This window comes from Labrys sp. Lb11 (genome assembly GCF_057554225.1).
This window is the reverse complement of the sequence record NZ_BAAJOT010000006.1, coordinates 454612-479199: the sequence shown is the minus strand read 5'-3', so window position 1 is coordinate 479199 and position 24588 is coordinate 454612. Positions and strand designations below refer to the sequence as shown.

Genomic DNA, 24588 nt, shown 5'->3' with positions numbered 1-24588 from the left:
TGTTGCGGCATGCAGGAGGCGTCCGATGAAGCTGTCCGGCCCCGACCACCCGATCACGATCAAGCCCGGCACCCGTCGCGTGCGCGTCCTCTTCAACGGCCGCGTCGTGGCCGACACGATCCGGGCGCTGGTGCTGAAGGAAGCTGCCTATCCCGAAGTGCTCTACATCCCGCGGGAGGACGCCAATATGGGCCTGCTGCGCCGCACCGACCACGAGACCCATTGCCCCTACAAGGGCGAGGCGAGCTACTTCACCGTGGTCGCCGACGGCCGGGAGGCGGAGAACGCGGTCTGGAGCTACGAGCAGCCCTTCCCGGCCATGCAGCCGATCGCCTGCCACCTGGCGTTCTATCCCGACCGGATCGACCGGATCGAGCAGATCGGCTGAGAAGGAGCGTCCTGCGCTACCCCGCGGACGCCTGGGCGATCGGCGGCTGGAAGGCGTAGCCCATGTCCCAGGGGAAGTAGATCCAGGTGTCCTGGCTCACCTCGGTGATGAAGGTGTCGACCAGCGGCCGCCCGAGCGGCTTGGCGTAGACGGTGGCGACATGCGCCTTGGGCAGGCGGTCGCGCACGACGCGCACGGTCTTGCCGGTGTCGACGAGGTCATCGATGACCAGGATGCCCTCGCCGCCGTTGACGGCAAGCTTGTCGTCGACGTCCTTGAGCACCTGCAGGCCACCCTGGGAAGTGTAGTCGTGGTAGCTGGCGATGCACATGGTCTCGATCAGGCGGATGCCGAGCTCGCGCGAGATGATCGCCGCCGGGACCAGCCCGCCGCGGGTGATGCAGACGATGGCCGAGAACGGGCCCGAGCCGGACAGCCGCCAGGCGAGCGCGCGGGCATCGCGGTGGAACTGGTCCCAGGAAACAGGGAAGGCCTTGTCGGGCAAGGGTGAACTCATCGTCCGGTCCTTTTGCGAGGCGGCGCGGCCAGCGCGCCAGGGTGGCGCGCGATAAAGCGCATGCGCGCGCTTTCCACAAGTCCCAAGCCGCGGCCCGGCAGCCGGTTCATCGCCGCTGGTGCTCGATCACCTCGACCACCATCCGTTCGACCGCCGCCTTGGCGGCGGCGACCGCGGCCGGGTCCTTGCCGCGGATCACCAGTTGGGTCTGGAAGCCCTTCGGGCCGAAGGACGGATAGGAGCCGATCGAGACGTCGGGATGCGCGGCGGCGATGGCGCCGAGCGGCTGGGCGATCAGGCCCTCGCCGATGCCGTAGCCCGGCGACACGGTCTCGGTGATCATGCGGGCGCCGGCCTGGAGGGTCGGCACGACGCTGTCGAGCATGCGCTGCATGATGTTGGGCACGCCGGCCATGACGATGACGTTGCCGACCCTGAAGCCGGGCGCGCCGGACACCGGATTGTCGATCAGCTCGGCGCCGTCGGGGATGCGCGCCATGCGCAGCCGCGCCTCGGTCAGCTCGCCGTCGGCATAGCGCGCCTTCAGGACGGCGACGGCGCGCGGGTCGTGGCCGATGCCGACGCCGAAGGCCGCGGCCATGGAATCGGCCGTGATGTCGTCGTGGGTCGGGCCGATGCCGCCGGTGGAGAAGACGTAGTCGTAGCGCGCGCGCAGGGCGTTGACCGCCGCCACGATCTCGGCCTCGACGTCGGGGACGACCCGCACCTCGCGCACGTCGATGCCGACGGCGGTGAGATATTCGGTGATGTAGCCGATATTCTTGTCCTTGGTCCGGCCTGAGAGGATCTCGTCGCCGATGACGAGGATCGCGGCCGTGACGGTTCTCAAAGTCTCGCTCATGAAACAACTCCGGCGTCCCCGCCGGTTTATAGCGCGGCGCGGGAGAAGCAAGAAGCGCCGCCTATGCCCCCTCCACCGCCGCCGCGAGCGCGCCGGCGAGCTCGACCACCAGCGGCCCGGCATCGGGGCGATGATGCAGGGCGATCTCCATGGGCTCGACGGGCGGCAGGCCGCTGTCGGGGCCGAGGACGCGGTGGGTCGGCGTCGCCACGCGCTCCGGCAACAGGCTGATGCCGAGACCGTCCGCCACGGCCGCCTGGATGCTGGCGAGGCTCGACGAGGTATAGCTGATGCGCCAGCGCCGGCCGCGCGCCTCCAGCGCGCCGATCATGTCGTCGCGGTAGAGGCCGCGCGGCGGAAAGGCGACCAGCGGCAGCGGGTCGAGGGCGGCGGAGGGATATCGCCCGCTGTCGATCCAGGCCAGCGCCTCGAGCCGGCACAGCATGCCCTCGCCGGCGCCGCGGCGCTGCTTGACCAGCACCAGGTCGAACTCGCCGCGGCCGTAGCGCTCGCGCAGGTCGCGGCTCAGGCCGCTGATCACCTCCAGCTTGACCTGCTCGTGCCGGCGGCTGAAGGCGGCGAGCACGCGGGTGGTGGCGCCGGCGGCGAAATCCTCCGGCACGCCGAGCCGCAGCGTCACCGCCAGCTTCGTGCCCGCGAGCGCCGCGATCATCTCCTCGTTCAGCGCCAGCATGCGCCGGGCGTAGGCGAGCAGCGTTTCGCCCGCACCGGTCGGTGCGACGCGCCGGCGACTGCGTTCGAGCAGGCGCTGCCCCGCCGCCTCCTCCAGCCGCAGCACCTTCTGGCTGACGGTCGACTGGGTGGAGTTCAAGCGGCGCGCCGCGGCGGTGAAGCTGCCGGTATCGGCGACGGCGACGATGGCGCGGAGCAGGTCGAGGTCGAAAGCCGAACTATTCATAATCCCACTGCTTAGCAGTGAAACATTTCATTTTGAACTGGAAATGGACGCGTTTATTGCAGGGGCGAGCCGCGGCCGCGGGTCCCGGCCGCATTGCACACCAGCGGGGAGACATGCGGATGCCGCGGTTCTGGCCGAGACTTGCCTGCGCCTTCGTCGTCGCATCCCTCGCCTGGCTTTCCCCCGCAACCGGCGGAGGCGGCATGCCCGAAAGCGAACTGCACCAGGCGGCGGCCGGCGGCGATGCCGCAGCCATCCGCGACCTTCTCGCCCGCGGCGCCGGGATCGAGGCCCGCGACGACCGCGGCCGCACCCCGCTGCTGGTCGCCACCCAGGCCAACCGGGTCGAGGCGGCCCGGACGCTGATCGAGGCCGGCGCCGACGTCAACGCCAAGGATGCGATCCAGGACAGCCCCTATCTCTACGCCGGCGCCCGCGGCCACCTCGACATCCTGCGCCTGACCTTGGCGCACGGCGCCGACCTCCGGAGCACCAACCGTTACGGCGGCACGGCCCTCATCCCGGCGGCCGAGCGCGGCCATGTCGAGACGGTTCGCACCCTGATCGAGGCCGGCGTCGACATCGACCACGTCAACCGGCTGCATTGGACGGCGTTGCTGGAGGCGATCATCCTCGGCGACGGCGGACCGCGCCATGTCGCCATCGTCAGGCTGCTGGTCGATGCCGGAGCCGACGTGAACCTGGCGGACGGTGACGGCGTCACGCCGCTGCAGCACGCCCGCAGGCACGGCCATGCCGAGATGGCGACGATCCTGGCGGAAGCCGGCGCCCGCTGAGCCGGCCCTGCCCCATTCCCTATCGGAGACAGCAGACATGGAGAGCACGCAGCGTTTCCTGTGCGAGGCGATCGAGCTGGCGCGCGGCAACATCGCCGGCGGCGGCCGGCCCTTCGGCGCCGTCGTCGTCAAGGACGGCAAGGTCATCGCCTCCGGCGTCAACCAGGTGGTGGCCACCCATGATCCGACGGCGCATGCCGAGCTGACGGCGATCCGCGCCGCCTGCCGCGCCCTCGGCACGCCCCGGCTCGACGGCTGCAGCGTCTATGCCAGCGGCCACCCCTGCCCGATGTGCCTGGCGGCCATGCGGATGACCGGCGTCGCCGCGGTCGCCTACGCCCATTCCAACGAGGAGGCCGCGCCCTATGGCCTCTCCACGGCGGCGGTCTACGCCGACCTCGCCAGGCCCTTCGCCGAGCAGTCGATGGCGATCACCCATGTGCCGGTCCGGCCGGAGGGCCATGGCCACCTCTACGCCGAATGGCGGGCCGCCGCGGAGCGGGCATGAACGCCGCTCCGCCCCCGGTCTCCGCGCCGCCGCGACAGGCCCTGCTCCTCCTCGGCGTGGCGCTGGTCGGCCTCAACCTCAGGCCGTTCCTGACCGCGGTCGGCCCGCTCGCCGCCGAGATCGGCGCCGAGACCGGCCTCGACCTGCGCGGCCTCGCCTGGCTGACCCTGGCGCCGATCCTGCTGATGGGCGCGTGCGCCTTCGCGGCGCCGGCGCTGCAGCGCCGGCTCGGCGGGCGGGCGGCGGTGCTCGGCGGCCTCGCCCTGCTCGGCCTCGGCTCGGGCCTGCGCCTGTTCGCCGGGACCGGCGCCGCCCTGATCGGCACGGCCGCCCTGTGCGGCCTCGGCGCGGCGATCATCCAGGCCGTGTTCCCCGGGATCATCAAGCAGCAGTTTCCCCGGGCCGTCGCCGTGGTCACCGGCCTCTATTCGGCGATGATGATGGGCGGCGGCGCGCTCGGCGCGCAGCTGTCGCCCATCCTTGCCGGCTGGTCCGGCGACTGGCGCCCCGCCCTCGCCTGGTTCGCCGCTCCGGCCGTCCTGGCGCTGGCCCTGGGATGGCGCATCCTGCCGCGGCGCGCGGCGGGCGAAGGCGTGCCGCCGCAGGCGACGGCGCTGCTGGCTCGGCCGCGCACCTGGCTGCTGATGGCCTGCTTCGGCCTGGTGAACGGCGGCTATTCCACCAGCGTCGCCTGGCTTGCCCCCTTCTATCGGGCCCACGGCTGGAGCGGTGCCGCCGGCGGCAGCCTGATCGCCGTCATGGCGGCGGCCCAGGCCGTCGCGGCGCTGGCCCTGCCGACGCTGGCGGCAGGACATCGCGACCGCCGCCCCTGGCTCTGGCTGACCCTCGGCCTGCAAGCCGTCGGCTTCGCCGGTCTCGCCGCCTGGCCGGACGCTGCGGCGCTGGCCTGGGCCGTCACCGTCGGCGCCGGCCTCGGCGGCTGCTTCGCCCTCATGCTGGTGGTCGCGCTCGACCATCTCGCCGACCCGGCCGAGGCCGGCGCTCTCTCGGCCCTGATGCAGGGCGGCGGCTTCCTGATCGCCGCCGTCGCGCCCTGGATCGCGGCGCTGCTGCACGACAGCACCGGCGCCTTCACGGCCGGATGGCTGCTGCACCTGGCCAGCGTCGGCGCGGTGGCCGTCCTCTGCCTGCGCTTCTCGCCGGCCGGCTATGCCGCCGCCATGGGCGCCGGCCGGCTGCCGGCTGCAGGAACGGCTCCTTCGTGAGAACCGCGAAAACGGCGGCGTCCCTCGAAGCGTGAGGCCGGCCCGAAGGCGATCAAGCCGCCATCATGGCGCGGTTGGTGTCGCGGGCGACCATGAAGCGCAGGGCGCGCCGGGCGGTGGCGGGGGTCATGCCCTCGAACTCGCGCTTCAGGTCCTCCAGGTCGCCGCGTCCCGGCGAACCCTGCGGGCGCAGGCGCAGCACCAGCTTCATCGTCGCCCAGGTGAAGTTCAGCGCCCGCACCATCAGGATGAGACCGCCGTTCTTGTCGGCGCACAATGCGGTCTCCACCGCCTCGACCGGCAGCTTGGTCAGGCCGGACAGGGCGCAGACCACCTCCTCGAACTTGCCTGAACGGGCGAAGCCGGCTACGGCCGGCTCGTTCAGCTTGCCGCAATTGGCGACGCGGGTCACCGCCTCGATCGCCGCCGCATAGTCGCGCGCACCGGTCCGGGCCTGCGTCTCGAGGGTCGCCGCCGCAGCCTGCACCAGCTTGTCGAGCGCGCCGATCGTCTCGCGGTCGCTCCGGCGCGCCAGCCGTGCCCTGACGTCCTTGGCCGCCTTCTCGACCAGCAGCTTGAAGTGCTGCGGCGGCAGGTCGACCCGCAGGCCCACCATTTGCTGCAGCGCCGGATCGTCCTCGGAGCGGTGGACGAGCGTCTCGAAGCCGCCTTCGGAGAAGGCGGCATTGGGATTGCCCGCCGCCGACCGCAGCACCGACCGGTCGCCGCGCTCGACCAGGACGTCGGTGACCATGGCGGTGAGGACCTTGCGGCTGGAGATCGCCAGCAGGTGCTCCTGGCCGGATTCTCGGGCAATCCGGCTCAATTCCGCCTCCGACAGCCGCTCGGATTGGGCGAGGACCGGCGCGGCGACGCTGATATGGTCGCGCGCCAGATCGTGGATGGCCTGCTTCGGCGCGTTCGGGATCGGCGCCAGCACGCGGGCGACGCTCGCCCTCGTCTCGGTCTCGACCACGTGGAGAAGACGGCGCATCACCTCGTCATAGACCTCGACATGGGTCTCGGCGAGGCTGTCGGCGGTGGCGACGAACAGGTTGGTGATGCTCTTCAGCGAGCGGACATGCCGCATCGGATCCTGCTCGGCAATGGCGGACTCCAGCTCCGTCAGGAGCGCACTCAACGACTGACTCATGAAACCTGTCCTCAGGCGGCGGAAAGTTCGACGGCGTGTTCGCCGAGATTGGCCTGGATGACGCCGGTGATCTTGGCGCTCAGGTCCGGATTGGTGCTTTCGCCGAGCAGCATGCGCAGCGTCTGCTGCACCGTCGAGACGGTCACGCCCTCGTCGACGGCCATGGCCAGGGCCCGCCATTTCATCATCGGGTCGAGCGTGCCGCAGACGTCGAACAGGATGATCGGCCGGATGCCGAGCGGGGCGAGCCCGAGCGCGAAGGGGATGATGTCGCGCTCGATGAAGTTGCCGGCCAGCAGCGCCCGGCTGACGCCGGCCTCGGCCAGCGCCGCCACGGCCGCCTCCGGGTGCAGGCGCCGGGCTTCGGGCCCGACGGCCTCGGTGCCGATATGGGAGACGCCGATCGGCAGGATGTCGATCGCCGCCTCGAGCACGCGCGTGCCTTCCAGCCAGTTGATGTAGGATCCGTCATCCACCATCGACGCGGACGAGCCCCAGTTGAAAAGGCACAGTGCCGAATGCTCTCCGAAGCTCATGCCATGGATTCCTGTCTGCCGACCCCGTGCTGGTAGCATCGCGGGGTGTAAGGGCCGGTTTCGGCCATTGCTGCAATTTGATGCATCCCTCCGGCCGATCGTGACGCGGCGCGCCGCGGGCGTGACCGCCGGCCTGTCCGGATCGACCGCACCGATCCGTTTCGTCCGGCGGAGGCGATGCGGCCATCGCCGCAGCAACTTCAAGGCCACGCCCTGCTTGAACGCCCGTCGGCCCGCAACGTCCGGCAGACCTCGGCATGCTCGTTGCGGCCGACCAGTTCCTGCACTGCGAAGGAGGCTGTGTCTGGCCCTTCCCCAGATGTCGCACCGCTGTCGAGGAAGCAGCCGGCTTCGTCCCTCGCCGCGAGCAGGGCTCGGGTCTCCGCCAGCGCGCCGGGCTTCGGGGGTAGCTATCGCATGTAAAAACACAACAAACCCCGGCATCATCACCAGGGCATAAATTTCATAATATGACTGAAAGGAATCCCCCCATCGCCCTTCGACGATGGGGGTAATCCTTCAATGGTAAAACCACCTTGCCGTGGCTTCCCTACCGATTTCCCATGTGGACCTTGGCTTCTTGCGCAGCGTTCGTCAATAGGGCTTGATCAAGCGAGCGGAACAAATCAGGGGACGGGCATGCGCGTCTTGGGACTGGATGTCGGTATCGCATCGGTTGGCTGGGGGCTGATCGAGATCACCGATCCCGACGAGGCGTGCGCTGCTGTCCCGAGCGTGATCGCCGCTGGCGTGTGGATGCACGATGCACCAGAGGACAAGACCCAGACAGGCACCAAGCTGCGCTCGGAAATGCGCCGCGTGTTTCGCGGCCAACGCCGGGTGATCCGCCGCCGGCGCCAGCGCATGAATGCTGTGCGCCATTTGCTGGCAGAAACCGGCCTGCTGGCATCGTCCGACCGCGACGCCCTGCGGGCGCCGGATTGCGACCCCTGGCAGCTACGGGTCGACGGGCTGGAAGAGCGGTTGACGCCGCGACAATTCGCGGTCGCGCTCGGCCACATCGCCCGCCATCGCGGCTTCAAGTCCAACGCGAAAGGCAACGGCGGCAACGATCCGGAAGACGGCAAGATGCTGAAGGCAAGCGCCGAGACGCGGGAGAAGCTGGCAAGGTTCGGGACGCCGGCCCGCGTGCTGACCGAGGACGAAAGCTTCGTGCTGCGCCGCACGCCGCGCCGCGACGGCGGCGTCGACACGGTGCGGCGGCTGCGCAACCGCGAAGGCGACTATTCTCGTTCACTGCTGCGCGACGATCTCGGCCTGGAGGTGCGCGACCTCTTCCGTGCCCAGCGCCGCCTCGGCCTTGCCCAGGCCACGACCGAGCTTGAGGAACGCTTCCTGAAGGCGGCCATGGATCAACGCCCGTTGCAGGACAGCGAGCACCTCGTCGCGTCCTGCCCCTTCGAGACGGCCGAACGGCGGGCGGCCCGGCGCGGCTATTCCTTCGAGCGCTTCCGCTATCTCTCGCGCCTCAACGCCCTGTCGCTGGAGGGGCGCGAGGCCAAGCGTCTCACCCGCGAGGAGATCGCGTCCGCCTTCGCCGATTTCGGCGCCACGGCGCGGATCAGCTTCTCCGCCCTTCGCAAGAAGCTCGGCCTGCCGGTCGGCGTCTCCTTCGGCGGCGTCAAGACCGAGGAGGAAGGCAAGCGTGACGTGGTCTCACGCAGCGGCGACGCCGCCAGCGGCACAGCGCGGCTGCGCAAGCTCATCGCCGGCGCGCATGGCGAGATGGCGTGGCGTTCGCTTGCCGACACCCGACCCGAGCTCCTCGACAGGATCGCCGAGATCGTCTCGTTCCGCAGCGACCTCGACAGCATCGCCAGGGGGTTGGCCGAGGCCGGTCTCGACCCCGCAATCCAGGAGACGCTGAAGCGGGCGGCCCGGGCCGGCGAGCTCGACATGTTCGGCGGCGCCGGCCATGTTTCCGCCAAGGCGGCCCGCGCCATCCTGCCCGGCCTGCAGGACGGGCTGACCTATGACAAGGCCTGTGCCGCCGTCGGCTACGACCACACTGCCAGCCGGGAACGCCATGCTTTCGACACCGGAGCCGAGGGCAAGGAAGCCCTGGCCCGCCTGATCCGAGAGGAGCGCATCTCGCGCGACCTCGTCGGCAGCCCGACGGCGCGCAAGGCACTGATCGAGGCGCTGAAGCAGGTGAAGGCCGTCATCGAGGAGCATGGCCTGCCGGACCGCATCCATGTCGAGCTCGCCCGTGACGTCGGCAAGTCGATCGAAGAGCGAGAGGAGATCGAGCGCGGCATCGAGAAACGCAACAGGCAGAAGGACAAGCTGCGGCAGGAGTTTGAAAGCAAGGTGGGACGCGCGCCAAGAGAGGGTCAACCCGGTACGGAAGAGCTCTTGCGCTTCGAGCTTTGGAGTCAGCAAAATTGTCGCTGCCTCTATACGGACACCTATATTTCGCCGCCGCAGCTCTTCGCAGACGACAATACCGTCCAGGTGGACCATATCCTGCCCTGGGGCCGGTTCGGCGACGACAGCTTCCACAACAAGACGCTGTGCCTCGCCGGCGCCAACCAGGCCAAGCGGGACCGCACGCCCTACGAATGGCTGGGCGGGGACGAAACCGCGTGGGAGGCCTTCGTCGCTCGCGTCAGATCCATCCCTTACATGAAAGGCATGAAGCGGCGGAATTATCTGCTCCAGAACGCCGACGAGGTGGTGGAGCGGTTCAGGACCCGCAATCTCAACGATACGCGCTGGAGCTGTCGCCTGCTGGCCGAAGCCCTGCGCCAGGTGCTGCCCGACCAGCCGACCGGCCGTAAGAACGAGAGGGGCCAGGACATCCTGCGCCGCCGCGTCTTTGCACGGCCGGGCAGCCTGACCGATCGCATGCGCCGGGCCTGGGGCTTGCAGCATGGCAAAAAGGATGCGGACGGCAAGCGCATTCCCGACGACCGGCACCATGCCGGCGACGGCTTGATCACCGCCGGCATGACGGAATCGCTGCTCAACCGCGCGACTCGCGAAGTGCAGAAGATCGAGGCTCAGGGCCTGTCCTACGACCTGACAAAGAGCATCTCGCCGCCCTGGCCGGATTTCCGCGCTGAGGCACTCGAGGCCATCGAAGGCGTCTTCGTCGCCCGGGCCGAGCGCCGCCGGGCGCGCGGCAAGGCCCATGACGCGACCATCCGCCAGATCGGCGAGAAGGACGGCGAGGAAATCGTCTTCGAGCGCAAGCGCGTCGCCGACCTGAAGGCGGCCGACCTCGATCGCGTCAAGGACCGGGAGCGCAACGCCGCCCTGATCGCCAGCCTCGCCGCCTGGATCACCGACGGCAAGCCGAAGGACCGTCCGCCACTTTCGCCCAAGGGCGACCCGATCGCCAAGGTGCGGCTGGAGTCCAGGGGCAAGGTCGCGGTGAGGCTCTATCGCGGCGGCCCCACAAACCCACCTGGCACGGTAGATCGCGGCGAGATGGCGCGTGTCGACGTCTTTGCCAAGGCGACGCCCAAGGGCGTGCGACAATATTTCCTCGTGCCGATCTATCCGCACGAGATCGCCACGCTCGACCAGCCGCCGAACCGGGCCGTGGTCGCCTACAAGCCGGAGAGCGAGTGGGTGGCGATGGACGAGACCTACGACTTCCTGTGGTCCCTGGTACCGATGAGCCTGCTGAAGGCGGTCGACCGGAACGGAAGCGTCTTCTTTCCCGGGCAGGTTGACGGCAATCTCGGCTATTTTCGAGGAATGCATCGCATCACAGGTGCAATCAGCCTTTCAGGCATCGTCAACCAAACCGACATCAAGACCGGAATCGGCGCGCGGACGTTAAGTCATTTCAGGAAATTTACAGTGGATCGTCTTGGTCGAACGTTCGAGATCGAACGGGAGATACGGACATGGCGTGGAAGGGCGTGCATCTGAGCCGACCGGCTCGTCTGAACACCGCTGACGGGCAGATCGTGGTTGCGCAGGACGACGGCGAGGTGCGCCTGCCGCTGGAGGACGTCGCCTACATCATCCTCGACGCACCGCATGCGACACTGACCAGCACGCTCCTCAGCGCCTGCATGGATGCCGGCATCGTGATCGTCGGCGTCGACCAGCGCCACACTCCGAACGGCATCATGCTGCCCTTTCACAGCCACCATCGGCAGGCCGGGGTGGCGGCCGCGCAACTCGCCCTCTCCGAGCCGTTCCGCAAGCGCTGCTGGCAGCGCGTGGTCGTGGCGAAGATCGGCAACCAGGCCGCGCACCTTGCGGTGCGCGGCCGTCCAGGTTCCGACGCGCTTCTCGCCATGGCCAAGCGAGTCGGCTCGGGCGATCCCGACAATGTCGAGGCGCGTGCGGCGCGTGATTATTGGCGCGCCCTGTTCGAAGGCTTCGTCCGGGAGGATCCGGCCGATCTCCGCAACAAACTGCTGAACTACGGCTACGCGGTGATCCGCGCCGGCGTCGCCCGCGCCCTCGTCGCTTACGGACTGCTGCCGAGTATCGGGCTGAACCACGCCAGCATCACCAACGCCTTCAACCTCGCGGACGATATCGTCGAACCGTTCCGTCCCTTCGTCGACCGGTTGGGCTTTGCCCGCGCCGAGGGGCGGCCCACGGAGGATGAACTCACCATCGACGACCGGCGGGCGATGGCCGGCATTCTCACAGCCGACTGTCGTGTCGGCGGCGAGACGGTGAGCCTGCTCGTCGCCACGGAAAAAGCCGCGGAGGGCCTCGCGCGCTGCATCGAGACCGCGAGCCCTGCCCTGATGGCGCTGCCGAGCTTCGCCCCGACGCCGGCTCCCGCACCATGAAGGCCGCGGAGGTTCGCTACATGTGGCTGTTCGTCTTCTTCGACCTGCCCGTCGGCACCAAGACCGAACGCCGCCATGCCACGCGTTTCCGCAACTTCCTGAAGGATGACGGCTTCCTGATGCTGCAGCTTTCGGTCTATTCCCGCGTGATCCGCGGCGAGGAAGCTGTGGATAAGCACCTGAACCGGGTCACCAAGAACCTTCCGCCGTGCGGCAGCGTGCGCACATTGACAGTGACTGAACGTCAATATGCCCGCATGAAGCTGCTGATCGGAGAGCCGACCAAAAATGAGCGAGTCGCACCGCAACAGCTGGTCCTGCTCTGATTTCGGCCTCGGCAAGAAGGCAGAAATCAGAGCAATTCCAGCCAGTTACACGTGGCGGAGCCTACCATGGGGAAATCGGTAGGGAAGCCACGGCTACCAGGTGTGCATGTCGAAGTTCTCCGGGAGCCTACCATGGGGAAATCGGTAGGGAAGCCACGGCGGCGCGGCCGGTGGCCTCGGGTCAGAAGTTAGCCTACCATGGGGAAATCGGTAGGGAAGCCACGGCGCCTCCTCCGTCGCATACAATGCGGCCTGTAGCCTACCATGGGGAAATCGGTAGGGAAGCCACGGCCGCTCTCTATCGCGGAGCGCTTGGGCACGCAGCCTACCATGGGGAAATCGGTAGGGAAGCCACGGCTACAGAGGGGAGGCGCGCGTCGAGGGCGAAAGCCTACCATGGGGAAATCGGTAGGGAAGCCACGGCGCCGTCCGGCGCCACCCAGGTGCAGTGCACAGCCTACCATGGGGAAATCGGTAGGGAAGCCACGGCTCCGCGGAGCAGACGTGCCCGGGCAGGAAGAGCCTACCATGGGGAAATCGGTAGGGAAGCCACGGCCCACGTCAGATTCTTGCCGATCCGCGCGCTAGCCTACCATGGGGAAATCGGTAGGGAAGCCACGGCCGCTGGGCAGGTATCTGGCGAGGAAGTCGAGAGCCTACCATGGGGAAATCGGTAGGGAAGCCACGGCCTGTAGGAGCCGGTCCTGCCCGGTGCTGATAGCCTACCATGGGGAAATCGGTAGGGAAGCCACGGCCGTCCCGGTCAGCGTGACCGCCGCCAAGATAGCCTACCATGGGGAAATCGGTAGGGAAGCCACGGCGGCGACGAGCGCCCCGCCGAGCGCCGTACAAGCCTACCATGGGGAAATCGGTAGGGAAGCCACGGCTGCAGTGGATCGGGAGGCCATCAACAGAGCAGCCTACCACGGGGAAATCGGTAGGGAAGCCACGGCCTCCGGTGGCGGCACCAGCGCGTTGACCAGAGCCTACCACGGGGAAATCGGTAGGGAAGCCACGGCCCATGACGTTGCTCCTATGTTGAGGAGGTCAGCCTACCACGGGGAAATCGGTAGGGAAGCCACGGCAGCGACATCCTGCGGGCCCTCCGCGCGGCAAGCCTACCACGGGGAAATCGGTAGGGAAGCCACGGCCCTGGTGACACTCTCATCCCAGGCCCCGCAAGCCCATCATGGAACCGTTCTCCCCGCCCCGCCCCCGTGCTAGCCTGCCGTGATGAGCGACCGGGGGCAGGCCGGCGGCGAGACCGGGGCATCGTCGTGGCGGGCGGCGTTCGCGCCGGCCGGCGGGGCAGTGCGGCCCTTCCTGGTCGGACGATATGTCGGCTGGGAGGAGAGCTCGGCCGGGCCGATCCGCCGGCGCGAGATGCCGGTGCCGATGGTGCCGGTGATCTTCGGCTTCGGCGAGCGCTTCACGGTCACCTCGGGCGGCGCGGCGGGAGGGGCGCCGGTGCGCCTCGCCTCGTTCGTCGCCGGAGCGCATCGCGGCCACGCCATGGTGGAGCAGAGCGGGCGCGTGCTCTGCGTGCAGGCCAACCTCACCCGCGAGGGTGCCTGCCGGCTGCTGCGGCGGCCGATGCACGAGATCAGCGACCGGGTCGTCGCCTGCGCCGACCTGTTCGGGCCGGCGGCCGACTCGCTGGCGCAGCGCCTCGGCAATGCCGGCGGCTGGGCCGAGCGCTTCGCCCTGGTCGACGCCTTCCTGGCGCAGGGGCTGGCGGAGCGCGGCGGGTTGACGCCGGCGATGCAGGCGGCGCTCGCCGGCCTCGAGCGCACCGGCGGCCGCATCGGCATCGGGCGCCTGGCCGAGGAGGCCGGCCTGACGCGCAAGCGCCTGATCGAGGAGTTCCGCCGGCAGGTCGGGCTGCCGCCGAAGCTGGCGGCACGGGTCCTGCGCCTGCAGCACGCCGTGCGGCAGCTGGCGGGCCCGGCGCCGGACCTGCCGGCGATCGCCCTGGAGGCCGGCTATTACGACCAGGCCCATTTCAACCGCGACTTTCGCGAGTTCGTCGGCCTCAGCCCCGGCGCCTATCGGCGCGAGCTGCGATCGCGGCCCGCCCTGCCGGCGCCGGACTGAGCCGGGAAAATCCGTCCAAGACGGCAGCCCGGTAAGGGTTCAGCATCGCCGCCGCAGCTCAGGAGGACAATGCCATGCCCGAACGCCCGACGCCGTCGCCCGACATCTATCCGGTCCTGCGCTATCGCGACGGGCAGGCCGCCATCGACTGGCTGGTCCGCGTCTTCGGCTTCGACAGCCGCCTCGCCGTGCCCGGCGCCGACGGCGGCGTGGCCCATGCCGAGCTCGCCCATGGCCGCGGCATGGTGATGCTGGCCGGCGGCGGGCCCGCCGATCCGGCCAATCCCTGGTCGAGCGCGCCGGGCGGCGTCTATGTCGCGGTCGACGACGTCGACGCCCACCATGCCCGGGCCCGGGCGGCCGGCGCCGATATCGTCATGCCGCCGGCGGACACGCCGCACGGCTCGCGCGAGTACACGGCCCGCGACCCGGAGGGCCGGCTGTGGTGCTTCGGCACCTATCGCCCATGACGCCGCAGGACGTCCGCCGCCTCGCCCTCGCCTTCCCGGAGACGGAGGAGAAGTCCCATTTCGGCAAGGCGGATTTTCGCGTCCGCAACCGCATCTTCGCCACTTTGCCCGACGCGGCCACCGCGGTGGTGAAGCTGACGGCCGAGCAGCAGGCCGTGATGACCGGGGCGGAGCCGGCCGTCTTCGCCGCCGTGCCGGGCGGATGGGGGCGCCAGGGATGGACGCGGGTGGCGCTCGGCCGGGCCGACGAGGCCACGCTGCGCAGCGCCCTCACCGCCGCGTGGCGCAACGTTGCACCCGCCCCGCCGCGCCGACAGCGGGGCGGGAACGCCACGAGGATTAACGAGCCCTAAAGCGCCCGTTCAGGTTCCATTAAGCAACGAATCGGCATTCTTTTGTTATCGTTGGCTGGGGCTCAACAGTACGGAGATACCTATGCGTATAAGCACGACACTCCTTGTCGCGGCAGCGGCCGCCGGAGCGGCGGTGCTTGCCGTCGGGCCGGCCGCAGCAGCGCCGATCCAATCAGTCGCCGGAACGGAAGCTCTGACAGGCTCGATCGAGCCGATTCAGTATTATCGTGGCAGATACTATTACTATGACACGCCCTACGGCTATCATAGTCCTCAGTACGTCTACCGGCAGCGATACGGCCTGCATTCAAAAGAGTACATGCGCCAGGTCTGGCGCCGGCGCTACGCGCCCGAGCTCTACTATTCGGACCGCTCCTACTATGAGCGTCCGGCCTGGCGTTACCGCTACAACGACGGCTATTGAGGGTTGCGTCGGCAGAGGTCTCTTCGCTGGGGCGGTGAGCGTCGCGGCTCGCCGCCCGTCGCCGCTGACCGGCTCCGCGCGATGCGGTCGCGCACGGTCCGCGGCTGATATCGCAGCCGACAGGGCCCGGCCGGAAACGGGAGCGAGGTGCCTGTCAGCAGGCCAGTGCGCGCCTGGCGGCGCGAAGGCAGGCGCATGACGTCGCTGTGAAGGAGGCCGTGGATGCCGATCCGCATGTCCACGACGCCCCAATTGCGGCCGAGCATCGACCACGATTCCGGAAGATGGCATCCGATGTCCAGGCGGCGACAGCACCTGCTCGGAAGAAGGCAACGCTTGCCAGCGGCGCGGCCGGACGTGACGCCGGACCTGTCCTACGGCCTGCCGGAAATTCGTGCTGCAAAGGATCGCGTGGCCACACACGCCGCAGGTCGAGACGTGAACGACCGCCCCCGATCCGAAAGGCAGATGCGGACCCCGTGAAAGCTCCAGCGCATTCCTGCGCGCCGCGGGGATCTGGATCAGCGAGACCCGTGTTGCGGGGGAATGCAGCACCTCCGGCTCGCTTCCGGCGCCCCGCAACCCATCGGCCGGCCTGATCTCGCGCCCGGTCTGCGTATCGACGATGGCCGCAAATTTCGTGGACGAACAGACCTGATCCTCGACGCTTCTCGCGTCTTCGGCGTCCAGAGGAGCACCTGCTCCCTGACATGACGCTGCGCTCCGCGGACGGTTCGCTCGCCGAGATCGCCGGAGCATGCGGTTTCTCCAGCCAGAGCCATGTCACGAAGGTGCTCACGCTCAAGGTCGGGACGAGTCCGGGGCTGTGGCGTCGCGAGCGGACGGGCGGTCTCGGCGGCCTCGCGGCCGGCGGGCAGGGAGCGGCCGGCCCCTCCCCGTGACCGGCCCTCGCCGTTCCCCGACATCCGGGACGCCCGAGGCCTGCGGCGGAAGGTCAATGCCGGCGAGCCGGTCAGGCAGGATCGTGATCATCGGACAGGCCGGCGCCCGGAGGGCGGTCGCCGGCACCGGGCCGACGACCGGCCCCAACCGATGCGCCATCGTCTCCGGGCAGGACCGTCTCGCGCCGAACCGCCGTTTGCGCCGCAAGACGGCATGGAAAGGAAGCTGCGAGGCGATCCCTTGACAGATGGTATCGATAACAAATAGGGTTGGCCACCGTCGCGAACAAGCCTGGCGATCCATCAGTCAGACAGATGATGGTGCCCGGGAGACGCCCTTGCCATCGAAGCGACGCGGAGAGGGAAAGATCATGAAAACGAACAAATTGAGACACGGCTTGTTCGCGGGGGCAGCCATCGCCGTGCTTGCGGCGTCCGGCCAGGCTTTCGCGGCCGATGCGATTTGCGCCAAGGGCGATATTCGCCTGGTGAACTCGATGCGCGAGATTGCCCAGCCCTTCCACGCGGCCCTCGACAAAGGCGGCCGCCTGTTCGCCAAGTGGGCGGGCATCCCCGACCAGTATGTGCTTCAGCTCAATCAGGGCGATTCCGACAAGCAGGTCTCGCTCATGCGGTCTCTGCTCGCGACGAAGCCCGAATGCACGATCTTCAACGTCGAGCCGAACTCGGACACCGCCTTCCAGCCGATGATCGAGGCAGCCAACGAGACCGGCTCATGGCTGGTCACGCACTGGGGCCATCCGGAGAGCCTCAAGGTGACGGAGAACGATCACTGGATGGCCCACGTCGCGGTCAACAGCCTGGAGGCCGGTGTCGATATTTCGAAGGCGCTGGTCGAGGCCGTCGGCGGTGAGGGCGGGATCGTCGCCCTGCAGGGCCGCCTCGACACCGACACGGCGCAGGGGCGCTTCAAGGGCCTGCAGCAGGTCCTGGCGGCCAATCCGAAAGTGGAGCTGCTCGACCAGCAGACGGCGAACTGGGACCGCACGGCATCGTTCCCGATCGTCCAGGCCTGGCTCACGAAATATGGCAGCAAGATCAAGGGCATCTGGGCCGCCAACGACGACATGGCGCTGGGAGCCCTCGAGGCGCTTCGCGCGGCCGGGCTGGCCGGCAAGATCCCGATCGTCGGCGTCGACGGCATCCCCGAGGCGATCCAGGCCGTCGAGAAGGGCGAGATGCTGACGACGGTGTCGAGCGATGCCACCTACCAGGGCAGCATCGGGCTCGCCCTCGGCTATTGCGTCGTCACCGGCAAACTGCCGCAGCCCAAGGACTGGCCGGCCGAGCACCGCGATTTCTATCTGAAGCTCGTCGTCATCAACAAGAGCAATGCCTCGCAATATCTGACCGAGCCGGTCGCGGACTCCTATGTCGATACGTGGGAATGCGACAAGGTCTTCAGTCGCAGCACGGGTCCGGCCGCGCCCTGATACTGGCGCGTCCTGCGTTGCCGGCGCGGCGTCTCCTCCACGCCGCGCCGGCAGTCATGCATAGGCATAGCGTGGACAGAATGTCGTCTGGCTTCCTTCGGCACGAGTGGATATGGCGCCGGTGAACAACTCCCTCCCCGTCCAGGGTACGGCAGCGCAGGCCAGGCCTGGGGTATCCGTGCTGTTCCGATTGAGGCAATGGGGGCCGCTTCTGGCGCTGGTCGTCCTGTTTGCCGGCTTCGCCATCGTAGACCCGACATTCGCCAGTTGGCAGAACCTCCAGACCATCGCCAATCGCTCGGCCATTCCCCTCGTCCTCGCGATCGGCATGACATTCGTCATCCTGCAGGGATCGATCGACCTGTCGGTCGAAGGCATCATGGCGGTCAGTTCGCTGTCCTTCGGCATGGTGGTCCTGAACAACCGCACCGGCCTCGATCTCGGGCCGCTCGGCATCCTGGTCGGCGTCGCGGCCGGCGGAGCCTTCGGCGTCCTGAGCGGCGTGATCGTCACCAGGCTGCGGGTGCCCTCCTTCATGGTCACGCTCGGCATCTGGTCCGCCAGCCTCGGCGTCGCCATGCTCATGTCGGGCGGCTCGCCGCCGCTCATCCGCGACGAGACGCTGCGGGCCCTGGGCCTGGGCTACACCCTCGGCATTCCCAACCTGTTCATCGTCGCGGCCCTCGTCCTTGTCCTGGCATGGGGCGTGCAGAACCATACGCGCTTCGGCCGCTACTGCTACGTCATCGGCGGCGGGGAGGACATCGCGCGCCTCTCCGGCCTGCCGGTCGACCGCTACAAGCTGCTCGTGTTCGCCTTCGCCGGGCTTCTTTCAGGCCTGGCGGGAACGATGGAGTCGGCCCGGATCGGCCTGGGCCATGTCGATATCGGCCTGGGCCAGATGTTCGCGGCCATCACCGCGGTGGTCATCGGGGGCACGTCCCTCGGCGGCGGGCGCGGCGGCGTGCTGCAATCGGCGATCGGCGTGTTCATCCTGGCCGTCCTCGCCAACGGCATGATCTTCGTCGGCGTGTCGCCGTTCGTGCAGAAAGCCGTCCAGGGCGCCATCATCCTGATCGCCATCCTCGGCGCCACCTGGCATCTGCGCCATCGCTTGAGGATCGTGAAATGACCGCCCCCGTGTTGCGTGTCGAAGGCCTGAGCAAGGCGTTCCCCGGGCTGAAGGCGCTGGACAACGTTTCCGTCGAGATCCGCCCGCGCGAGGTCGTCGGGCTCATCGGCGAAAACGGCGCGGGCAAGTCGACGCTGCTCAAGATCCTGGCCGGCCTCTACGCCCCCGACAGCGGCCGCATCGTGCTGCGCGGCGAGGACGTCCGGCTGAAATCCGTCGCCCATGCCGCCGGGAACGGCATCGGCATGGTCTTCCAGGAGCAGTCCCTCCTCCCCAACATCACCGTGGCCGAGAACATCCTGCTCGGGCAGGAGCGGCAGGCGATGCGCTTCGGCGTCTATGACTGGCCGAAGCTGTTCGCGCTCGCCCGCGCCCAGCTTGCCAAGGTGGGCTCGACCATCGACCCCTCGGCACAGACCGACTCGCTGTCCTTCGGCGAGCGGCAGATCGTCGAGCTCGCCAAGGTGCTCACGCTGGAGGAGCGGACGCGGCACGAGCCGGTCATCCTGTTCGACGAGCCGACCTCCGTCCTCGAAGCGGAGGAGGTCGACATGGTGCTCAAGCAGATCCGGCGGTTGCGGGAGCGCGCTTCGGTCGTCTTCATCTCGCATCGCCTCGACGAGGTCCTCGAAGTCGCCGACCGTGTCTATGTCATGACCGGCGGGCGCTGCGTGGCCGAGCGCGAGCGCGCCTCCTGCGACGTGGCCGAGCTCCAGGAGCTCATGCTCGGGCACGAGCTCAGCGGCGAATACGGCCGCCGGCCGCAGGATCGCCCTGCCCTCTCCGACGAGGTGCGCCTCAGCCTGCGCAATCTCTCGCACGGACGTCATTTCCGGGACGTGAGCTTCGACGTGCGGCGCGGCGAGGTCCTGGGCCTCGCCGGCGTGGGCGGTTCCGGCCGCGAGGAGGTCTGCCGCGCCATCTTCGGCGCGCACGACATCGAGGCCGGCGAGGTCAGGCTGGACGGCCGGTCCCTGCGCTTCGCCGATCCGTCCGAGGCGGTTGCCGCCGGCATCAGCTATCTGCCGTCGGAAAGGCGCATCGAGGGGATCGTCGGCGGCATGAGCGTCCGCGAAAACATGACGCTGGCCCATCTGCGCCCGATCATGCGCGGCCCGTTCGTCGACAGGAGCAGGGAGAAGCGGCTGGCCGGACATTGGATCGACCGGCTGTCGATCAAGACGCGGACCACGGAGACGCCGGTCGGCCTCCTCAGCGGCGGCAACCAGCAGAAGGTCGCGCTGACCAAATGGCTGATTGCGGACAATCCGAAGATTTTCATCCTCGATCATCCCATGCGCGGGCTCGACGTCGGCGCCAAGGCCGAGATCTTCGGGCTGATCCGCGACCTGTCCAAGGCCGGCATCGGCATCATCCTGATCGCCGACACCCTGGACGAGCTCATCGCCCTCAGCGACACGATCCTGGTCATGCGCGACGGCGCCGTGACCGGCCGCTTCGATGCACGCGACACGCCGCCGACCCAGCTCCAGATCCTTGAGCGGATGATTTGAGATGACGAGCGCATCCACCGACAGGCATCCGGCGAGGGGACCGGATTTCACCGAGCTCCTGGGAAAGCTTGCGCCGACCGCGGTCTTCGCAGCGCTTCTCGCCGTGTTCGGGGCGATACAGCCGTCCTTCCTCTCGGGATACAGCCTCGGGGTGCTCGCCGGAGAATCCAGCGTCATCCTCGTGCTGGCCGTCGGCCAGACGCTGGTGATCCTGCTCGGGGGCATCGACCTTTCCATGGCCGCGCTGGCGTCGCTGACATCGGTGCTGCTGGCGCTGGTCCTTCCCGTCGCCGGCGTGCCCGGTCTCCTCGGCGTGCTGCTCCTCGCGACCCTGATCGGCGCATTGCAGGGCTACATCCACGCGCGCGCGCAGATCCCGTCCTTCATCGTGACGCTCGCCGGGATGGGGCTGCTCTCCGGCGCCGCCCTGGTCATCGGCCACACCACCATCATCCTGCAGGGCGGCAAGGAAGCGGTGTCATGGCTGTCCGGCCGCCTCTACGGCGTGCCGCGCGCCTTCATGTTCGCGACGGGGCTGCTGCTGGTCCTGCTGGCGGCGATGCGGTGGCTGCCGTTCGGCCGGCACATCTACGCCATCGGGCTCGGGGAGCTCGCCGCCCTGCTCTCCGGCGTCAAGGTGGCGCGGACCAAGATCATCGTGTTCGCGATCAGCGGTTTGTGCGCCGGGCTCGCAGGCATGATGCTCGTGGCGCGCACGCAGAGCGGCAACCCGACGATCGCCGACAGCCTGCTGCTGCCGAGCATCGCCGCCGTGGTCGTCGGCGGCTCCGCGATCACCGGCGGCGTCGGCAGCCTGCTGCGAACGCTGGTCGGCGCCCTCACCATCGGCGTGCTGCGGGTCGGCACGGCGGTGGTCGGCCTCGACCCCGCCTATGAGCCGATCGCCTATGGTGTCCTGATCGCGGGTGCGGTGGCCTTCACGATCGACCGCTCCAAGACCGCCATCGTCAAGTAAGTCATATGAGTGCAAGCATGTCCCTTCGCCATCTGGGTCCGTACAGCGACATCGTCCCCGCCGCCAAGGCGCAACAGCCGCTGTTCGGCACGGGGCTCGGCAATGCCGAGATTCGAAAGCGCCTCAAGGAGATGCTCGCCTTCACCCTCAACGGCGACCAGCCGGTGGATGTGCGCGAGGGGGGCAGTTGGGCCGCCGACGGCGTCGAGGGCCGGCAGGTCTCGTGGTCGGTCGGCTACGGGCCGCGGACGGAGGCGTGGGTCCTGAAGCCGCAGGGTGCGTCCGGCAGGCTGCCGGGCATCCTGGCGCTGCACGACCACGGCCACTTCAAGTATTTCGGCAAGGAGAAGATCGCCGACGGTCCCGAGGGGCCCCTGGCCAGCCTCCGGTCGTTCCGCGACACCTATTATGGCGGCCGGGCTTTCGCCAATACCCTGGCCCGGGAAGGCTACCTGGTCGTCGTCCACGACGTGTTCCTGTGGGGCAGCCGCAAGTTTCCGCTGGACGTCATGCCCGATCGCGACCGGACGGTCGGCCCCGCCATCGCGCCGACGATCGGCGACGGCGCCGAAGGCGCGGAGATCGGCGCCTACAACGGCGCCGCCTATCTCCACGAGCACCTGGCGGAAAAATACTGCCGCGTTCTCGGCACGAGCTTCGCCGCTCTCGTCGCCTACGAGGACCGCGTCGGCCTGAACTATCTCTTCGGCCGCGACGATGTCGACGCCGACCGGGTGGCGAGCATCGGCCTGTCCGGCGGCGGGCTGCGCTCCTCGCTGCTGCGCGCCACCTCCGACCGGCTGCCGGCCTGCGCGATCGCCGGGATGATGAACACCTACGAGGAACTGCTCGACCATTGCATGGCCGAGCACACCTGGATGTTCTTCCCGCCGGGACTGAGCCGCTTCGGCGACTGGCCGGATCTGGCCGGCAGCCTCCCGCCGAAACCGCTGCTCGTCCAGTATCTCCTGGACGATGCGCAGTTCACCGTGGACGGCATGCGCGGATCGGACGCCGCCATCGGCGAACGCTATGCGGCCGAGGGCGCGCGGGCGGCCTATCGCGGGGAATTCTACCCCGGACCGCACCGCTTCGACGTGGCCATGCAGGACGCCGCCCTGCGCTGGCTCAACCAGGCCGTCCGCGACGGGTCGCGGGATGGGGCGGCGGCAGCGCGGGTCACTCCGCGAAGGTGACCTGCGCCTTCATCGCCTGCGAGCGATCCGAGGCGAGACGGAAGGCGGTCTCGGCCTGCGCGAGCGGGACGGTGTGCGTGATCAGCGGCTTCACATCGACGAGCCCCTTGCGCATGAGCTCGACGCCGACCGCGAACTCGGCATGGAAGCGGAACGAGCCGCGCAGCTCCAGTTCCTTCGCCGTGATCGCCATCATCGGCAGGGTCATGTCGCCGCCGAGCCCGAGCTGGAGGATGACGCCGCGCGGGCGCATCGCCGCGATGCCCGCGGCGAGCGCCGCCGCCGCGCCCGAGCATTCGTAAAGCACGTCGAAATACCCCTTGTCCGGCGCATAGCCGGCAAGGCCCTCCGGCTCCGCGGCCATGTTGATGGTGCGATCGGCGCCGATCCCGCGTGCCATGGCCAGCGTGAAGTCCGACAGGTCGGTGGCGACGATCTCGGTGGCGCCGGCGCGGCGCGCCGACAGGATCGACAGGATGCCGATCGGGCCGCAGCCGGTGACGAGCACCCGCTTGCCGAGCATGTCGCCGGCGCGCCGCGTGGCATGCAGCGTGACGGCCAGGGGCTCGGCCATGGCGGCCTCGCCGGGCGTCAGCCCGGTGGCGTCGACGCACTGGATCGCGTCGGCCACGAGCACCTCGCGGAACGCGCCCTGAATGTGCGGGAACGGCATGGCCGAGCCGTAGAAGCGCATGGCGGCGCACTGGTTCGGCAGTCCCTCGAGGCAGAACTTGCAGTGGCCGCAGGGCCGCGAGGGCGACACGGCGACGAGCTGGCCGATGCCGAAGCCGCTCACCCCCGCGCCGATCGCCTCGACCCGGGCCGAGACCTCGTGGCCCAGGATCATCGGCTCGCGGAGCCGGACGGCGCCGAAGCCGCCATGATTGTAGTAGTGCAGATCCGAGCCGCAGACGCCGCCATTGGCAAGCCTCAGCCGCAACTGGCCGGGGCCGGCCGCTTCCTCGGGACGATCCTCGATCCGCAGATCCTTCGCGGCATGAATGACGATGGCTTTCATCACAGCACCGGTGTGAGCAGGGGTTGACCGGAAAAATGCGCGCTCAGATTGTCGCGCATCAGCTTGCCCATGGCCTGGCGCGTCTCGATCGTGCCTGACGCGTGGTGGGGCTGGAGCAGCACGTTGTCGAGCCTCAGGAAGCGCGGGTCGAGCCTCGGCTCGCCCTCGAAGACGTCGAGCGCCGCAGAGCCCAGCCGGCCGCTCTCCAGCGCGCCGAGCAGCGCATCCTCGTCGATGTTGGCGGCCCGGGAAATATTGATCAGCATGCCCTCCGGCCCCAGCGCCTCGATCACCGCGGGGCCGACAATATGCCGGGTGGCGGCCGAGGCCGCCAGGGTGACGAAGAGGAAGTCGGAGCGCCGGGCCAGCTCGACCGGCTCGGCGACGAACGCCCATTGCCCGGCAGTATCCTTCGGCCCGACATCGCAATAGGCGATGTCCATGTCGAAGCCCGCAAGGCGCCTGGCGACCTCCCAGCCGATGCGGCCGAGACCAAGGATGCCGACGCGCTTGCCCCAGACCCGGCGCTTCAGCGGATAGAGGCCCTTGGACGCCCAGGAACCATCGCGCACCCAGATCTCCGCCCCGATCACGCCGCGCGACAGCGCCAGCATCATGGCGACGCCGAGATCCGCGACGTCGTTGGTCAGGACATCCGGCGTGTTGGTGACCCGGATGCCGCGAGCCCGCGCCGCGCCGAGGTCTACGGCGTCGAAGCCGACGCCGTAAACGCCGATGACCTCCAGCTTCGGGCAGGCAGCGATGATGTCGGCGCTCGCGCCCAGCTCCCCGCGCGTGGCGATGCCGCGGATGCGCGGGCCGACCTCGGCCAGGAACCCGGCCTTGTCCGCCGCCTCGAAGTAGCGATGCACGGAGAAGGCCTCCTCGAGCGGGACCTGATCCCAGTCCGGATAAGGCCCCATCTGCAGGATCTCGGGCTTGCTCATGCCTCCTGACTTTCCTTTCACGCTTGACATCGCATGTTAACGATAACATATCTAAGCGACGTCGATTTGTCGAGAGTCGATTTGCAAGC

At 68.8% G+C, this 24588-nt stretch carries 25 protein-coding genes and 1 CRISPR repeat array; of the genes, 17 read left to right on the top strand and 8 right to left on the bottom strand.

The window, feature by feature from the left end; translation table 11 throughout:
• The first annotated feature begins 25 nt into the window (after positions 1-25).
• Positions 26-388 carry a DUF427 domain-containing protein gene (locus AC27L4_RS24310; RefSeq protein ID WP_487145066.1) on the top strand — a complete coding sequence of 121 codons (363 nt, stop codon included), beginning with the start codon at positions 26-28 and terminating at the stop codon, positions 386-388.
• Positions 389-404: 16 nt separating this feature from the next.
• On the opposite strand, the gene gpt is transcribed toward AC27L4_RS24310, so the two are convergent.
• The 3 genes from gpt to AC27L4_RS24295 form a co-directional block, all read right to left on the bottom strand.
• Complete coding sequence (gene gpt / locus AC27L4_RS24305; protein ID WP_487145065.1) at positions 405-905, bottom strand: xanthine phosphoribosyltransferase; 501 nt, start codon at positions 903-905, stop codon at positions 405-407.
• A gap of 106 nt (positions 906-1011) precedes the next feature.
• Entirely contained in the window at positions 1012-1767 is a 756-nt protein-coding gene (locus AC27L4_RS24300; RefSeq protein WP_487145063.1) for a competence/damage-inducible protein A, read from the bottom strand.
• A gap of 61 nt (positions 1768-1828) precedes the next feature.
• Positions 1829-2686, bottom strand: coding sequence for a LysR substrate-binding domain-containing protein (locus AC27L4_RS24295; RefSeq protein WP_487145061.1), 858 nt, complete (start codon positions 2684-2686; stop codon positions 1829-1831).
• 203 nt (positions 2687-2889) lie between these two features.
• On the opposite strand from AC27L4_RS24295, the gene AC27L4_RS24290 reads away from it, so the two are divergent.
• The 3 genes from AC27L4_RS24290 to AC27L4_RS24280 are packed head-to-tail and all read left to right on the top strand — an operon-like array spanning position 2890 to position 5217.
• Positions 2890-3483 carry an ankyrin repeat domain-containing protein gene (locus AC27L4_RS24290; protein WP_487145060.1) on the top strand — a complete coding sequence of 198 codons (594 nt, stop codon included), beginning with the start codon at positions 2890-2892 and terminating at the stop codon, positions 3481-3483.
• A 37-nt stretch (positions 3484-3520) separates the two neighbouring features.
• Positions 3521-3991, top strand: coding sequence for a nucleoside deaminase (locus AC27L4_RS24285; RefSeq protein ID WP_487145058.1), 471 nt, complete (start codon positions 3521-3523; stop codon positions 3989-3991).
• Positions 3988-5217 carry a cyanate transporter gene (locus tag AC27L4_RS24280; RefSeq protein WP_487145057.1) on the top strand — a complete coding sequence of 410 codons (1230 nt, stop codon included), beginning with the start codon at positions 3988-3990 and terminating at the stop codon, positions 5215-5217. Before AC27L4_RS24285 ends, AC27L4_RS24280 begins: the two co-directional genes overlap by 4 nt.
• A 52-nt stretch (positions 5218-5269) precedes the next feature.
• Here AC27L4_RS24280 and AC27L4_RS24275 read toward each other — a convergent pair whose 3' ends face one another.
• Positions 5270-6370, bottom strand: a complete 1101-nt coding sequence (locus AC27L4_RS24275) for a DUF2336 domain-containing protein (RefSeq protein WP_487145056.1) — start codon at positions 6368-6370, stop codon at positions 5270-5272.
• A gap of 11 nt (positions 6371-6381) precedes the next feature.
• Positions 6382-6906 (bottom strand): hypothetical protein, encoded by a 525-nt coding sequence (locus AC27L4_RS24270; RefSeq protein WP_487145054.1) that lies wholly within the window; start codon positions 6904-6906, stop codon positions 6382-6384.
• Between the two features lie 639 nt (positions 6907-7545).
• Here AC27L4_RS24270 and cas9 point away from each other — a divergent pair.
• The 7 genes from cas9 to AC27L4_RS24235 all read left to right on the top strand — a co-directional run bounded on the left by cas9 (position 7546) and on the right by AC27L4_RS24235 (position 15360).
• Positions 7546-10809 (top strand): type II CRISPR RNA-guided endonuclease Cas9, encoded by a 3264-nt coding sequence (gene cas9, locus AC27L4_RS24265; protein WP_487145053.1) that lies wholly within the window; start codon positions 7546-7548, stop codon positions 10807-10809.
• On the top strand, positions 10785-11693 hold the full coding sequence (gene cas1, locus AC27L4_RS24260; RefSeq protein ID WP_487145051.1) for a type II CRISPR-associated endonuclease Cas1: 909 nt from the start codon (positions 10785-10787) through the stop codon (positions 11691-11693). Before cas9 ends, cas1 begins: the two co-directional genes overlap by 25 nt.
• Before the next feature lie 20 nt (positions 11694-11713).
• Positions 11714-12019: a CRISPR-associated endonuclease Cas2 gene (gene cas2, locus AC27L4_RS24255; RefSeq protein WP_487145049.1), complete on the top strand. Its 306-nt coding sequence runs from the start codon at positions 11714-11716 to the stop codon at positions 12017-12019.
• A 58-nt stretch (positions 12020-12077) separates the two neighbouring features.
• A CRISPR array of direct repeats spans positions 12078-13170; the repeat unit is 36 nt; unit sequence AGCCTACCATGGGGAAATCGGTAGGGAAGCCACGGC.
• Positions 13171-13252: 82 nt separating this feature from the next.
• Positions 13253-14113, top strand: a complete 861-nt coding sequence (locus AC27L4_RS24250) for a helix-turn-helix domain-containing protein (RefSeq protein ID WP_487145047.1) — start codon at positions 13253-13255, stop codon at positions 14111-14113.
• Between the two features lie 74 nt (positions 14114-14187).
• Positions 14188-14583, top strand: coding sequence for a VOC family protein (locus tag AC27L4_RS24245; RefSeq protein ID WP_487145045.1), 396 nt, complete (start codon positions 14188-14190; stop codon positions 14581-14583).
• Complete coding sequence (locus tag AC27L4_RS24240; protein ID WP_487145043.1) at positions 14580-14936, top strand: MmcQ/YjbR family DNA-binding protein; 357 nt, start codon at positions 14580-14582, stop codon at positions 14934-14936. Before AC27L4_RS24245 ends, AC27L4_RS24240 begins: the two co-directional genes overlap by 4 nt.
• A gap of 82 nt (positions 14937-15018) precedes the next feature.
• Complete coding sequence (locus tag AC27L4_RS24235; protein ID WP_487145253.1) at positions 15019-15360, top strand: hypothetical protein; 342 nt, start codon at positions 15019-15021, stop codon at positions 15358-15360.
• Here the strand turns inward: AC27L4_RS24235 and AC27L4_RS24230 are convergent.
• Positions 15244-16119, bottom strand: a complete 876-nt coding sequence (locus AC27L4_RS24230) for an AraC family transcriptional regulator ligand-binding domain-containing protein (RefSeq protein WP_487145042.1) — start codon at positions 16117-16119, stop codon at positions 15244-15246. The two genes, AC27L4_RS24235 and AC27L4_RS24230, sit on opposite strands and share 117 nt — an antisense overlap.
• Here AC27L4_RS24230 and AC27L4_RS24225 point away from each other — a divergent pair.
• The 6 genes from AC27L4_RS24225 to AC27L4_RS24200 all read left to right on the top strand — a co-directional run bounded on the left by AC27L4_RS24225 (position 16071) and on the right by AC27L4_RS24200 (position 22534).
• A complete protein-coding gene (locus AC27L4_RS24225; RefSeq protein ID WP_487145041.1) occupies positions 16071-16262 on the top strand; it encodes a helix-turn-helix domain-containing protein in 192 nt (63 codons plus the stop codon). The genes AC27L4_RS24230 and AC27L4_RS24225 overlap by 49 nt on opposite strands.
• Positions 16263-16633: 371 nt before the next feature.
• Positions 16634-17716 carry a sugar ABC transporter substrate-binding protein gene (locus AC27L4_RS24220; protein ID WP_487145039.1) on the top strand — a complete coding sequence of 361 codons (1083 nt, stop codon included), beginning with the start codon at positions 16634-16636 and terminating at the stop codon, positions 17714-17716.
• Positions 17717-17837: 121 nt separating this feature from the next.
• Complete coding sequence (locus AC27L4_RS24215) at positions 17838-18848, top strand: ABC transporter permease (RefSeq protein ID WP_487145038.1); 1011 nt, start codon at positions 17838-17840, stop codon at positions 18846-18848.
• Positions 18845-20362, top strand: coding sequence for a sugar ABC transporter ATP-binding protein (locus tag AC27L4_RS24210; RefSeq protein ID WP_487145037.1), 1518 nt, complete (start codon positions 18845-18847; stop codon positions 20360-20362). The genes AC27L4_RS24215 and AC27L4_RS24210 overlap by 4 nt, the downstream gene beginning before the upstream one ends.
• Before the next feature lies 1 nt (position 20363).
• Complete coding sequence (locus AC27L4_RS24205) at positions 20364-21338, top strand: ABC transporter permease (protein WP_487145035.1); 975 nt, start codon at positions 20364-20366, stop codon at positions 21336-21338.
• A 17-nt stretch (positions 21339-21355) separates the two neighbouring features.
• Positions 21356-22534 carry a dienelactone hydrolase family protein gene (locus AC27L4_RS24200; protein ID WP_487145034.1) on the top strand — a complete coding sequence of 393 codons (1179 nt, stop codon included), beginning with the start codon at positions 21356-21358 and terminating at the stop codon, positions 22532-22534.
• Here AC27L4_RS24200 and AC27L4_RS24195 read toward each other — a convergent pair.
• Complete coding sequence (locus AC27L4_RS24195; protein ID WP_487145033.1) at positions 22518-23552, bottom strand: L-idonate 5-dehydrogenase; 1035 nt, start codon at positions 23550-23552, stop codon at positions 22518-22520. The two genes, AC27L4_RS24200 and AC27L4_RS24195, sit on opposite strands and share 17 nt — an antisense overlap.
• On the bottom strand, positions 23552-24499 hold the full coding sequence (locus AC27L4_RS24190; protein WP_487145031.1) for a 2-hydroxyacid dehydrogenase: 948 nt from the start codon (positions 24497-24499) through the stop codon (positions 23552-23554). The genes AC27L4_RS24195 and AC27L4_RS24190 overlap by 1 nt, the downstream gene beginning before the upstream one ends.
• Positions 24500-24588: the final 89 nt, after the last annotated feature.